Below are 13,541 nucleotides of genomic sequence, written 5' to 3' on the forward strand. Positions count from 1 at the left end.
AACTTTTGAATTTTGTTAGCGCAGCGTTAGCGAGTCTGCGAGCGTCATTTTGAATTTTGAATTTTGAATTGATTGCGTCATCTGAGGAACATAAAGTCATGACCGTAGCACAGAGAAGACCTAGTAACCCTAAGTTGGATAATGGATTCTTATCCCAACTACAAAAGCAATTTCCAAATATTGTCCCACCTGCGATCGCCATTACTATTTTCTTGGTAGTCTGGCAGTTGTTCGCTTGGACTCCCGGCGCAACCCTACCAGGGCCAGTTCAAGTCATTCAAGATACTTGGATATTAATTTTGTACCCCTTTTATGATAAAGGTGGCACCGATAAAGGTCTATTTTGGCAAATCTTGGCTAGTTTGCAACGGGTTGCCATTAGCTACACCTTAGCTGCCGTAGTTGGTATTGGCTTAGGAATTTTGATTGGTATTAACCAAACCATGTCCAAAGCTTTAGACCCCATCTTCCAGTTACTACGGACTGTACCTCCCCTCGCTTGGGTTCCCATTTCCTTAGCTGCTTTACGTCAAAACGAACCCGCCGCATTATTCGTAATTTTTATCACCGCCATTTGGCCTATCTTAATTAACACAGCCGTTGGCGTTACCCAAATTCCCCAAGACTACAACAACGTCGCCAAAGTATTACAACTGAGCCGCAAAGAATACTTCACCAACATCTTAATTCCCGCCGCTTTACCCTACATTTTCACCGGCTTGAGAATTGCGATTGGTTTGGCTTGGTTAGCGATTATTGCGGCTGAGATTGTCATGTCCGGTATCGTCGGTATTGGTTTCTTCATCTGGGATGCTTACCAAAATAACAACGTCAGCGAAGTAATTTTGGCACTAGTTTACATCGGTGTTGTCGGTCTCATCCTCGACAAACTCATGGCTTGGGTGCAGAACCTGATTTTACCAGCAGAACAGAAGTAGGGACTGGGGACTGGGTACTAGGGACTGGGTACTAGGAAAAATCCTAATCCCTAATCCCTAATCCCCAATCCCTAATCCCCAATCCCTAATCCCTAATAACCAATACTCGATACCTCAAAACTATGTCTGTATTTGTTGCTGTTGACCAAATTGATAAAGTATTTAATCTGACTGGTGGTGGCCAGTATATTGCCCTCAAAGGAATTGACCTGCAAATTAAAAAAGGTGAATTTGTTTCTTTGATTGGCCACTCCGGTTGTGGTAAGTCCACACTATTAAATATGATTGCCGGTTTGGATTTGCCCAGTGAAGGTGTTGTCACCCTAGAAGGACAAAGAATCTCCAGACCAGGGCCAGACCGGATGGTGGTTTTCCAAAATTATTCCCTATTACCTTGGCGGACAGTGAGAGAAAATATCGCCTTGGCGGTTGACTCGGTAATGAAAGGTATGCCCGCAGCTGAACGTAAGGCGGTTGTGGAAAAACATATTGACATGGTGGGTTTGCGTCCCCATGCTGATAAACAACCAGGGATGCTTTCCGGTGGACAAAAACAACGGGTGGCGATCGCTCGCGCTCTGGCAATTCGTCCTAAACTACTACTATTAGATGAACCCTTCGGCGCACTTGATGCCCTGACACGCGGTAACTTACAAGAACAGTTAATGCAAATTTGCGAAGAAAATGAAGTTACCGCCGTCATGGTTACTCACGACGTAGACGAAGCTGTGCTGTTATCTGACAGAATTGTGATGCTCACCAATGGGCCAGAATCAAAAATTGGTGACATCCTTGAAGTAGATATCCCCCGTCCCCGCAAACGCATGGAAGTAGTAGAACACCCCAGCTACTACAGCTTGCGGAGTGAAATGATTTACTTCCTCAACCAACAAAAACGGGTGAAGAAAATCCGCGCCCGTAAAACCGCAGATGTATCTCGCCACGGCTTAGAAAAAGTTAACTTAGAAATTGGCTTTTTACCCCTCACCGCCTGCGCTCCTCTCGCTGTCGCTAAAGAAAAAGGTTTCTTCACTAAGCATGGTTTAGATGAAGTCAACCTCGTGCGGGAAACCAGCTGGCGTGGTATCGTCGATGGGATGGCTGGCGGCTACATCGATGCAGCACAAATGCCTTCTGGGATGCCCATGTGGCTAACATTAGGAGGACATAACAATAAACCCCTCCCCGTTGTCACCTCCCTCACCATGACTCGCAACGGTAACGCCATCACCTTAGCTAAACGCTTCTATGACCAAGGTGTGCGTACCTTATCTGACTTCAAAAACTACCTGTTGCGTACCCGTGAACAACGCCACATCATGGGAGTAGTGCATCCCGCATCTATGCACAACTTGTTGCTGCGTTACTGGTTAGCGGCTGGGGGAATTGACCCCGATTTAGATGTGGATATGAAAACTATCCCCCCTGCCCAAATGGTAGCTGACTTACAAGCCGCCACCATTGACGGGTTCTGCGTCGGTGAACCTTGGAACTACCGCGCCGCTATGGAAAATATAGGCTTTACCATCGCCACCGACTTAGAAGTCTGGTTAGGACACCCCGGTAAAGTTCTCGGTGTGCGGGAAGATTGGGCAGAAAGATATCCTAATACCTATATTGCCCTCACCAAAGCCTTACTCGAAGCCTGCCAATATTGTTCTAAGCCCGAAAATGTTGAAGAAATCAGGCTGATTTTAGCGGGTAGAGATTACGTCAGCACCGATGTAGACTACATCCAACTAGAAGACCCAGATACAAACAGCTGTAGCCTAGATCATCCCATGCGGCAGTATGCTCACCATCAGTTCTATGCAGATTCTGCCATTAACCGTCCCAGCCGCACCGAACAAATGTGGATTATGACGCAATTAGCGCGGTGGGGAGACACACCCTTCCCCAGAAACTGGGTAGAAGTAGTAGAAAGAGTTTGCCGTGTGCGCGTCTTCAGTACCGCCGCCAGAGAATTAGGCTTAGATATTAGCTACACTCGCCAACCCATTGAATTATTTGATGGTACTCCCTTCAATGCTGACGATCCTATCGCCTATCTCAACAGTTTAGAGATTAAACGCGATGTTTCCGTTGCCGAAGTCATTCTAGACTCTCCCACCAGAAGAGTAGCCTAAGTCTAGCAAGAGAAGAACCACACTAGGCGCGAGTATTTTTACTGCACCGATGAACCTCAGAAACTCATTCACCAGCAATCAAAAACTCGCGTCTAATACCAATTCACGAAAAATCTGATACAGATCCAAACATAAGAACCCTTGTCAAGTCAGGACTTATCAATTGCGAATTGCGAATTGCGAATTGTGAATTGGTATAACTCCCTTCCTCATTCTCCGCGTACCACCCTCTGCGTTAAAAATTTCATCTTTATCACCACCATGCAAAACCGCAGCACCACTCTCAGAGACAGACAAGCCTCCTCTTCCTTTGCTAACTCCAGACCATTTTTAGAAATCAAAGACGTTACCAAAGTCTACCCCACCAAAAAAGGCCCCTTCACAGTCCTCGATGGTGTTAACCTCAACGTCGAACAGGGTGAATTTATTTGCGTCATTGGTCACTCTGGTTGTGGTAAATCCACTTTATTAAATATGGTGTCCGGTTTTAACACCCCCACCACCGGACAAGTTTTACTAGAAGGTGAACCCATCACCAAACCCGGCCCCGACAGAATGGTGGTGTTTCAAAACTATGCTTTATTACCCTGGCGTACAGCTTTTGAAAACATCTACCTCGCCGTTAACGCCGTTTACCCCAACAAAATGGAAGCGGAAAAACGGGCGATTGTGCGGGAACATTTAGCAATGGTGGGACTGGGTGACGCAATGGAAAAGAAACCCCCCCAAATGTCCGGCGGTATGAGACAACGGGTATCCATTGCGCGTGCTTTGGCTATTCGTCCCAAAGTATTAATTTTAGACGAACCGTTTGGCGCACTAGACGCAATCACCAAAGAGGAATTACAGGAAGAACTGCTGAAAATTTGGAATGACAATCGCTGTACAGTGTTGATGATTACCCACGACATTGATGAAGCGTTGTTTTTGGCAGACAAATTAGTCATGATGACCAATGGCCCACACGCCAAGATTGGTGAAGTCATGGAAATTCCTTTTTCTCGCCCACGCGATCGCGCCCGCATCATGGAAGACCCACAATACTATAAGCTGCGTAACTACGCCTTAGATTTCCTCTTCAACCGTTTCGCCCATGATGATGTCGGTTAACAGTGTTCCCAGATGACAAAGGTGGGAACTTAGTTTCTACCATCTCTGAGGGTGCAAAATTTTGCGCCCTTTTTTTTCATAAGTAAAACCCCAGAACTGGGAATTTCTGGGGTTGTTAACCTGACCACCTCTACTTTTATAGTTGAAAAAACATAGTGAATTTCACATTACATCCGACTTAAATATGTATCTTATGTCTAGCATATAACTGTATTTTCTCATAATAATTATCCTCAAATGCTGATTATTTGTTAATAATTAAATTATTGACACTGATTTTTAAATCTATTGATATAATTGGGTTTTTCCTAGAATAAACAACACTAATAAAACAATTAATTCAAGATATAACTCTATGATTTATGTCTAACTTACTCAATGAAATAACTTGTTTTCCTACTTTTTTTCGTCAAAAATAAAAACATCATGATTAACACATGATTGTAGCCTATCAAAGTGACAGAAAACCTCACAAATGTCTGCATATGCAGGCATTTTTTATATATAGGAATCCGCTTTGATTCCTGAAATCATTTGCGTAGTAAGGGAACAGGGAACAGGGAACAGTAAATAAATTGGTGTGTACTTCATTAGACTGGGAAACGCTACATACGCAAATACTTACAGTAATCAAACCATACTTATGTATATAAAATCACCTATGAAATCCATCATGTTTGCCAATGTTCGTTCTAGCTACAAATCAACACCAAAATTTTCGATGCGATAACTCATCTGCTTTGAGCCGCAATAAGTGTTAAGATATGTTACAGTTTCCCAGAAAGCAGTGTTTAAGCTGCTTGCCGAACTATTAAACAATCCCATAAAACTCACACATGACTTTATCGATTAGTCCCGATCTCACCTCTGCCGATCAGGTATTGTTGTCTTTAGCGTCCAAAGAAAAGCGCACCGTCACAGAAGCAGAAATGATGCAGGCTGTGCGGACTTTGTTGATTGGATTAGGAGAAGATCCAGATCGTGAAGGTTTAAAAGACACACCCAAGAGGGTGATGAAAGCTTTACAGTTTCTCACTAAGGGATACCACGAATCTTTAGAAGAACTGTTAAATGGAGCAGTCTTTACAGAAGACGCTAATGAAATGGTGCTAGTTCGGGATATCGATATCTTTAGTTCCTGTGAGCATCATATCTTACCGATTATTGGTCGCGCCCATGTTGCCTATATCCCCAACGGTAAAGTTGTGGGATTATCGAAAATAGCTCGAATTTGTGAAATGTATGCACGACGCTTACAAGTGCAAGAACGTCTCACCGTACAGATTGCTGATGCTTTGCAAGATTTGCTCAAGCCGCAAGGGGTAGCAGTAGTCATCGAAGCCACTCATATGTGTATGGTGATGCGCGGTGTCCAAAAACCAGGCTCTTGGACTGTTACCAGCGCGATGCGTGGCGTTTTTGCAGAAGATGCGAGAACCCGCGAAGAATTCATGAATTTAGTTCGGCACAATGCCAATTTTCATTAACTAGGGGTTTGGGGGTGTGAGGGTGTAGGGGTGTAGGGGAAAAATCCATTCAAAATTCAATTCCCAGTCCCCAGTCCCCAGTACCCAATCCCCATACTCCTTTGTTACTATGTCCTGATAGACATTTACTTCCTCTGTAAGATTTAATCGAAGTATTCTGGACTATCAGGATTGTTTTCCAAGGAAACCCTATGAACAGATTTATACTTAGCTTACTTTCTAGCCCTATTTTGATTGCATCTGTTTTATCTATGACAGTTATGGTCAATCAATCACAAGCTATTGAGCCAGAAGTTAAAACTACAGATAAACTGACTTGTATTAGAAATAAGCATAAAGTGGGTTTAGTGTGTGCGCGAGTTTCGGTTTTAGCGCAAGTTCCCAGTTATCAGCCAGAAGTGGAATTTTCTGTTGAAGACGCGCCCATATTAGAGTTCAATGATCAAGAAAGTGACATGGCAATTAATTTATTTGGTTGTGATTGTCCTGCTTGTATTAATTCCTTGCGTCAGATGCGTGGTGCAACTCCCTTGGTTTACTAGCACAGAAAGGTAAAAGGTAAAAGGTAAAATTGGTAGAGTCATACTCAGTTGCTCTCAAACGTCATATTCCTATTTTTTTACCCCTACTCCCACTTTCCGCCCCAGTAGCAGTAGAGACGCTTTATGTAACGTCTCTACGATTTTGATGGCAATTTAGTGAACATCAATGATATCCAGCCCAAGTTATCCATCTGTGAGAGAAGCCGATACGCATGACAGTACCGTTAATTTCTCTTTCTGTAATGATGGCTTGAGTGATATCTGCACCATTGAGTTCAGCTTCAATGACATTGGTTCCCTGTAAATTGGCTGCTTGGAAATTCGCACCTGTAAAATTAGCTCCACTCATTTCCGCTTCATAGAGATTTGCGCCGGATAAATTAGCTCGTGTGATATTAGCACCACGCAAATCAGCATGAGTGAGGTTACTATTTTTGAGGTTAGCTCTAGCCAAATCTGCGCCAATGAGGTTAACTTCACTCAAGTTTGCACCGATTAAACTAGCTCCACTCAAGTCAGCATCAGTCAAGTTAGCTCTACTAAAATTACAGCCGTTTAAATTGGCATAACTCAGATTCGCTCCACTTAAATCTGCTTCAGTAAAATCTACGCCGCTTAAATCAGTAGCGTAAAGATTGACTTGATGCAGATTTACTTGGTCAAATTTTCTTTCTCCGGCTGTATATGAATCCAAAATTTGGTTAGCGTTCATATGTTCCTCCCGTGATAGGTTGGACTTTCTATTGATTAGCGATCGCTACCCCACCACACCACAAATAATACTGATAGTTCTGTAAATCTAATTTGTGATTAAAACTGGTAATTTGATTGTGATCTATTTTTTGCTGTGATCAACAATTACTTCATGGAAATATACGGAGTTGGGAATGAGGAATTGGTTTTAGCGTTTCTGCCCATCAATTATCATTCTCAATATTTACGTAACTTCATATAGTTTAGTGAGCAGAAAAGTTACTTTCTGACCGATTTCGGGAACTCTATCACTATGGTTCAGTTAAAGCTCATTTTTTAGTAAAACATTGTCGCAACTACCGAATTTCAACTATTGGCTGCTCTGAACTGTGTTGTTAATGTTAGTACCATTTTAGTTTTGAGGATTGCTTAATGGAAAAATCAATTGTGCAGTTGGTTGACGAATTGCCAGCTGATAATATCACCGTCAAAGTTCTAAAAGCGGTCGATTTTGTTGCACCCAGTCAATGGAATAATTTGGTAGGCTTCGATAATACTGTCCGTGCTATTACCGGAGAAACTGATCCGAGAGTTATCCAGAGAATCAGGGACAAGGCTACGGTTTTATATCAAGATCCTCAACAGAGTTATCAAAGTGTCATCAGAATTTATCAAACAATTGATAAAGCAGACACAGCTATGGCGGCGGCGGCTTTAGCGAATAAAGTTGGTGAAAAAATTGGTTTTCTCTCGTTTTTAGGTAATATTACACCCAAAGCAGATGTAACCCAGACGATTGATTTAGTATTAAAAATTGCGATTGAAATTATCGCTTTTTGTAAACTCAATGGGATTCCTCAACCAAACCCCCAAGAGTTTGTTAAGTCTTTGAGTAGCAACTATCAAGGCGCGGCTCTCATTCGGATGGCTGCTCTAGTTTGTATTGATGGTTTATTACCATTAGGCCCTGATTTTCTGAGTAAAATTCACGGGTTAATTAGTGGTAATGATGCTTCTAGTCAAATTACACAAAATCCAGTATTTTTAGCAGTAAATAGCTCCCTACCAGGTAATAATCCGGCGGAGAAACTGGGTTTTCTTACTCAAGGTTTTAACTCTGTACAAGGGTGGATTGGTGGCTTAGTATCCAAGACTGGGTTAACTCCTCAAACCATTTTTAATAGTTTGGGTAATTTTATTCAGATTGCTGATGATAATTTAGATTTTGTCGCAGCATTTCTTGACCAAACTACAAATTACTATGAGCATACAGGGATTCAAACTGTTGCCTATAGTGTAATTCAAAAAGCTCATGCTCTAGTGAAGCAAGAAATGCTGCAAGAGCAACAATCCCCATCCAGGCCTGCTGATACTACTTCTGCGGTAGGTAACAATAACAGTGAGTTAGGAGTAGGTAAAAATGTAGAAGTTTGGGACGAAGAGGAAGAAGATTGGTATTCGGCAACAATTGAGAAAGTTAAAGATAATGAATTCTTTATTCATTATGCTGGGTATGGTTCATCCTATGATGAATGGGTAGGCTCTGATGATATCCGTATCCGTTCCCACAACACATCTGATGATAATGGATTTGCTGTTGGTCTGAAGGTGAAAGTTTGGGACGATGACGAGGAAGACTGGTATTCTGCTGTGATTAACAAAATTCAGGGTCAGCAATACTATGTACATTATGTTGATTATGATTCTTCCTATGATGAATGGGTTGATCTAGAAGAGATTGCCTAAATACTCAGCAGTACAATTATTGTGATTTAAGAGTAGCGATCGCCTGTATGATGAAAGAGGCGATCGCTTTTTGTTGCATAAACACAAAGCAGGGATATCTGCAATAGCACACACTTATATACTCAGTGAATAAAAAAACTTATAATCAAACGCAATATCTTATCTTTCATAATTTAAAATTCCACAATTAATTAACTGTGATGACTAGCACTAATACAGATAATTTTGTAAGCATTTTAACTCAAGCAGCAATTGCTTATCGAGAAAAAAATCATCCACTTCCTGCTACAGAAACCATTGTCAATGCTTTGTTAGCCGCAGAAACAACTGCTAAACAACAAAGACTCAATTACGAATTTGATTCTTTAGTTGGTACGTGGCGTTTGTGTTTCGCTACTGGAACAAAAAAAGCCAGAGAACGCGGTGGAATTATTTTAGGTAAAGGTTGGTATGTCCCGAAACTGGCGAAAATTCAGATTTCTTTTAGTGCAGATTCAAAGATAGATAGCAATAGAGGCGAAATTGGGAATCAAGTACAATTGGGGTCGATTTTATTACAATTGACAGGGCCAGCTAAGTATTTAGGGAAGAAAAATATCCTGGCTTTTGATTTTACTCAAATGTTCTTACAGTTATTTGGCCGCACTATTTACCAACAAAAAATTCGTTCTGGTAAACATCAAGCTGAGGATTTTTACAATCAACCCATCGCTAAACAAGCTTTTTTCGCTTTCTTTCTTGTGAATGCAGATTTAATTGCAGCGCGTGGACGAGGGGGAGGTTTGGCTTTGTGGGTTCGAGAAAATAAGCTGTTAAGCATATAAGAAAGCACATTGAGAGGGGACACGGGAGAGTATTTATATCTGTATCAGATTTTTCGTTAAATGGTGTAAATTGATATTTTTTCTACAAATAAAGTATATATTTTACAAACATCGACAAAGTGAATTGAAAGCAGTTATTGTAGTTTTTCGACATTGATCAAACTTAGTTAGAGGTGGCTAGAGTGCTTTGTAGATTGATGGCTAACTAGCTCTGGGAAAGGATTTGAGGGACTATTATGTATTTTTCGGAAATGCTTTTGGCGTAATTCTACAATCTAATTTGCCGAATTTAGCAAGCAAGTTTGCAGAAATTTTACATGACTCAACCTAGTGTTTGCACTTAATGTCTTAATTAAGCGGGGAGTTGAAGGGAAACAAAAATCACTTCTAACTCCCAGCTAATAATAAATGCAAACATTCTCATTGTAGGTGAAAAACCATGCAAGGTACATTATTTACCGAAGTTTCTGCTCAAGAGTCTGCACTCGTTAACGGTGGCGTGAATGATTTTAGATTTAACCTAGATGCTTACCTGTTCATCTTAGGTGCTGGCGTTGTATTTGGTGTGCCTACACTCACCGCAGAAGAAACCAACTTTGCTTTCCAACGAGCAATCAGCTTGTAAAGCGATCGCACTTGGAACTACTGATTAGCAAATTCTTGCCAAAGCTAATTCTCACCATTATCACTGAGGAAAAAATCATGCAAGCTCTAGATAACAACTTATTTAGCGAAATTTCTGCTGAACAATCTGCCGTAGTTAGTGGCGGAGTCAATGATTTCAGATTTAACCTAGATGCTTACCTATTCATCTTAGGTGCTGGTGTTGTATTTGGTGTACCTACACTCACCGAACAAGAAACCAACTTTGCTTTCCAAAGAGCAATCAGCTTGTAATAGCTGCAACTAAAGTATTAGCCTGAAAATTGATTTAATATATCTGTTTTCAGGCTTACTTAATCATGGCTCAGTTCTAAGTGAGTGCGAATGATTACACCAAATACTGGAACATTTTCCAATGTTTCAGTATTTGAAATAACCTGAAGGTAAAAAATGAGCATTAATAACAGACTTGCTCTGTTTACGGAGCTAATTAACGAAGAATCTGCGGTTATTAATGGTGGTGTGTTGCCTATATTTATTTACGATGGGACAACAGCTAGGATTTTAAACGCAGATGGGCAAGGTCAGGAAATAATTCTCACTCCTACTTCTCCTACAACTAGCCCTTCACCTCAACCGAACAACGACTTGACTAACCAATTAGGTTTGTAGGTTAAGTTTGTAGGTTGAAATTTATAGGCGATCGCCAATTACAAGTTCAAATTGAGTAATAAACAGTTTACTCATTGTTTATTTCATGCTCTTGGGTTGTCAGATTGCTCATTGTTATACATAGTGGAATGCAAGCGAGCGATGGAAGAAAATAACACACTTTTTCAAGCAATTACCCCTGAAGAATCTGCTGTCGTCAGTGGAGGAAACTTACAAGTTAGTTTTAATCTGGATACTTACCTGTACATTTTGGGGGCTGGTGTTGTATTCGGCAACCCAGGACTTACTCCAGACGAAATTCAGTTTGCCTGGGAGTCAGCCTTTGTATTTGAATATGCACCAAACTCTCGTAGAGGAAGACGCGGTAACAGGCGTTGAAATAATTAAATTTGCAAGTATATCTGCTATATCTGCTATGAGGCAGGCTAAGTTAGCCTGTCTTATTCAAAATTGCTCTTTGTGCAATTTGCCTCATCACCTATATCTTCATGGGTACTTTTTGAAAAGTTTTTAGCTCACATGAAATACCATTACGTCCCACAACACAGCGAAGAAGATTGTGGTGCTGCTTGTATTACTGCAATTCTCAAACACTATGGCCGGACTGTTACTCTTTCTCGTGTGCGTGAGGCTGTAGGTACTGGACAATTTGGCACAACTTTATTAGGTCTAAAACGGGGAGCAGAAACACTTGGTTTTAATGCTCGTCCGGTGAAAACCTCGCCAGAATTGTTAAAGCGGATGAATGAAGCACCTCTACCGGCAATTATTCACTGGCAAGGGCATCATTGGGTAGTTTTATATGGTAAGAAAGGCAAAAAATATATAGTTGCTGATCCGGCTGTTGGTTTACGTTATATCTCTCCACAAGCTTTAACAGAAGGGTGGAGTGATTGGTTAATGCTGTTGCTTGAACCTGATCCAATCCGGTTTCATGGGCAAGAGAATGATAAAGTTGGCGGTTTTTGGCGGTTTTTTAAGCGTATTTGGATTTTTCGGGGCATTTTAGCCCAAGCTTTACCCCTAAATATATTGTTGGGGTTGCTCTCTTTAGCTTCTCCGTTCTTACTCCAAATTCTTACCGATGATGTCCTAGTTCGGGGTGACACTAAACTACTCACTACAATGGCGATCGCTGTCGTAGTGATGAATGTAATTTCTAGTAGTTTATCATGGGTACAATCTAACTTAATTGCTCACTTCGCCCAACGTTTACAACTAGGGTTAGTATTAGAATTTGGGTGGCAAATCTTACAATTACCACTTTCTTATTATGAGGCTCGGCGTAGTGGTGAAATTGTCAGTCGGTTGCGAGATATTGACCAAATTAATCAACTAGTCTCACAAGTTGTTGTTAGTCTACCCAGTAAATTTTTTGTTGCCATGATTTCCCTTGGGTTTATGGCTTTTTATAGCTGGAAACTCACGCTAGTTGCTTTGTTTATCTCGGCAGTGATGACATTATCTACAGTTATATTTCAGCCGACTTTGCAACAAAAAACTCGCGATGTTTTAGTCACAGAAGCCGAAGCACAAGGTGTTTTAGTCGAAACATTCAAAGGCGCGCTCACCCTCAAAACTACCACAGCATCCCCGCAATTTTGGGAAGAATTACAAGGTAGATTTGGCAAAATTTCTACCTTAACCCTCAACACTATTCAAATTAGCGTCATTAACGGCACATTTTCTAGCTTTGTCTCTGCGGTTGGGAGTATTGCTTTGTTGTGGTATGGGGGGAATTTAGTAATTAATCCCCAAGAAAATTTGAGTATTGGGCAGTTACTAGCTTTTAACTCTATGAATGGCAATTTCATCGGTTTAATTGCCACTGTAATTACCTTTGTAGATGAATTTACACGAGCAAGAACTGCTACGCAACGTCTCACAGAAGTCATAGATGCTATACCCGAAAATCAAGGAGATGGGAAAAAGGCATTTGCAAAAATTCCTGATAATGCTGACATTGTTTGTACCCATGTCAATTTTCATTATCCTGGTAGATTGGAATTATTAGAAGATTTTTCTCTAACTATTCCTGGTGGTAAAGTTGTGGCGATTATTGGCAAATCTGGCTGTGGTAAAAGCACCTTAGCTAAAATCATCGCTTCACTATATTCTCTGCAATCAGGTAATATCCGCATTGGTATTTATAATTTAGAAGACCTTTCTCTTGATTGTCTACGTCAACAGATAGTTTTAGTTCCTCAAGACGCTCATTTTTGGAGTCGTTCAATTGTTGAAAACTTTCGTTTAGGTGCGCCTCACGTTACATTTGAGCAGATTGTTAGGGCTTGTAAAATTGCGGAAGCTGATGATTTTATCAGTAAACTACCTGATAAATATCAGACTATCTTAGGAGAGTTCGGCGCAAATATTTCTGGTGGACAAAGGCAAAGATTAGCAATAGCAAGAGCGATTGTTACAGACCCACCAATATTAATTTTAGATGAATCAACTGCTGGACTTGATCCTGTCAGTGAAACCCAACTATTAGATAAATTATTTCAACATCGTCGGGGAAAGACGACTATTTTAATTAGCCACCGTCCCCAAGTAATTAATCGGGCTGACTGGGTGATGTTGTTAGATCAAGGTCAGTTAAAAGTAGCAGGTTCTTTAGAGAATTTACGCTCTATATCTGGAGAGCATTTAGATTTTTTAAATACTTGATTGGGGGTTGGGGATTGGGGATTGGGGACTGGGGATTGGGGACTGGGGATTGGGGACTGGGAAAAGGAGACAAGGGAGACAAGGGAGACAAGGGAGACAAGGTAGCAGAGGAAAAAACTAATGACTAATG

13 protein-coding genes are annotated in these 13,541 nt (G+C 41.0%); 12 read left to right on the plus strand and 1 reads right to left on the minus strand.

Annotated elements, in window-relative coordinates; translation table 11 throughout:
* Window positions 1-98 precede the first annotated feature (98 nt).
* The 5 genes from ntrB to ACQFX9_RS05415 all read left to right on the plus strand — a co-directional run bounded on the left by ntrB (window position 99) and on the right by ACQFX9_RS05415 (window position 6,203).
* Window positions 99-938 carry a nitrate ABC transporter permease gene (gene ntrB, locus ACQFX9_RS05395; RefSeq protein ID WP_427161046.1) on the plus strand — a complete coding sequence of 280 codons (840 nt, stop codon included), beginning with the start codon at window positions 99-101 and terminating at the stop codon, window positions 936-938.
* Between the two features lie 122 nt (window positions 939-1,060).
* Entirely contained in the window at window positions 1,061-3,064 is a 2,004-nt protein-coding gene (locus tag ACQFX9_RS05400) for a nitrate ABC transporter ATP-binding protein (RefSeq protein ID WP_427161047.1), read from the plus strand.
* 261 nt (window positions 3,065-3,325) lie between these two features.
* A complete protein-coding gene (locus tag ACQFX9_RS05405; RefSeq protein ID WP_427162799.1) occupies window positions 3,326-4,174 on the plus strand; it encodes a nitrate ABC transporter ATP-binding protein in 849 nt (282 codons plus the stop codon).
* Between the two features lie 836 nt (window positions 4,175-5,010).
* Window positions 5,011-5,661: a GTP cyclohydrolase I FolE gene (gene folE, locus ACQFX9_RS05410; RefSeq protein ID WP_427161048.1), complete on the plus strand. Its 651-nt coding sequence runs from the start codon at window positions 5,011-5,013 to the stop codon at window positions 5,659-5,661.
* Window positions 5,662-5,852: 191 nt separating this feature from the next.
* Window positions 5,853-6,203 (plus strand): hypothetical protein, encoded by a 351-nt coding sequence (locus tag ACQFX9_RS05415; RefSeq protein ID WP_427161049.1) that lies wholly within the window; start codon window positions 5,853-5,855, stop codon window positions 6,201-6,203.
* A gap of 163 nt (window positions 6,204-6,366) precedes the next feature.
* Here the strand turns inward: ACQFX9_RS05415 and ACQFX9_RS05420 are convergent, their stop codons facing one another.
* Complete coding sequence (locus ACQFX9_RS05420; protein ID WP_427161050.1) at window positions 6,367-6,915, minus strand: pentapeptide repeat-containing protein; 549 nt, start codon at window positions 6,913-6,915, stop codon at window positions 6,367-6,369.
* A 413-nt stretch (window positions 6,916-7,328) separates the two neighbouring features.
* Here ACQFX9_RS05420 and ACQFX9_RS05425 point away from each other — a divergent pair, with 413 nt between their 5' ends.
* The 7 genes from ACQFX9_RS05425 (at window position 7,329) to ACQFX9_RS05455 (ending at window position 13,411) form a co-directional block, all read left to right on the plus strand.
* Entirely contained in the window at window positions 7,329-8,642 is a 1,314-nt protein-coding gene (locus ACQFX9_RS05425) for a Tudor-knot domain-containing protein (RefSeq protein WP_427161051.1), read from the plus strand.
* Window positions 8,643-8,842: 200 nt separating this feature from the next.
* The gene (locus ACQFX9_RS05430; protein WP_427161052.1) at window positions 8,843-9,466 is read left to right on the plus strand and encodes a hypothetical protein; all 624 of its coding nucleotides are present in this window, start codon (window positions 8,843-8,845) and stop codon (window positions 9,464-9,466) included.
* Between the two features lie 439 nt (window positions 9,467-9,905).
* Complete coding sequence (locus tag ACQFX9_RS05435; protein ID WP_427161053.1) at window positions 9,906-10,091, plus strand: hypothetical protein; 186 nt, start codon at window positions 9,906-9,908, stop codon at window positions 10,089-10,091.
* A gap of 77 nt (window positions 10,092-10,168) precedes the next feature.
* Window positions 10,169-10,363, plus strand: a complete 195-nt coding sequence (locus tag ACQFX9_RS05440) for a hypothetical protein (protein WP_427161054.1) — start codon at window positions 10,169-10,171, stop codon at window positions 10,361-10,363.
* Window positions 10,364-10,519: 156 nt separating this feature from the next.
* Window positions 10,520-10,741 (plus strand): hypothetical protein, encoded by a 222-nt coding sequence (locus tag ACQFX9_RS05445; RefSeq protein WP_427161055.1) that lies wholly within the window; start codon window positions 10,520-10,522, stop codon window positions 10,739-10,741.
* Between the two features lie 141 nt (window positions 10,742-10,882).
* On the plus strand, window positions 10,883-11,119 hold the full coding sequence (locus ACQFX9_RS05450; protein ID WP_427161056.1) for a hypothetical protein: 237 nt from the start codon (window positions 10,883-10,885) through the stop codon (window positions 11,117-11,119).
* Between the two features lie 141 nt (window positions 11,120-11,260).
* The gene (locus ACQFX9_RS05455) at window positions 11,261-13,411 is read left to right on the plus strand and encodes a peptidase domain-containing ABC transporter (protein WP_427161057.1); all 2,151 of its coding nucleotides are present in this window, start codon (window positions 11,261-11,263) and stop codon (window positions 13,409-13,411) included.
* Window positions 13,412-13,541 lie beyond the last annotated feature (130 nt).

The sequence above is a fragment of the Aliinostoc sp. HNIBRCY26 genome (assembly GCF_050235535.1).
Lineage (GTDB): Bacteria > Cyanobacteriota > Cyanobacteriia > Cyanobacteriales > Nostocaceae > Trichormus.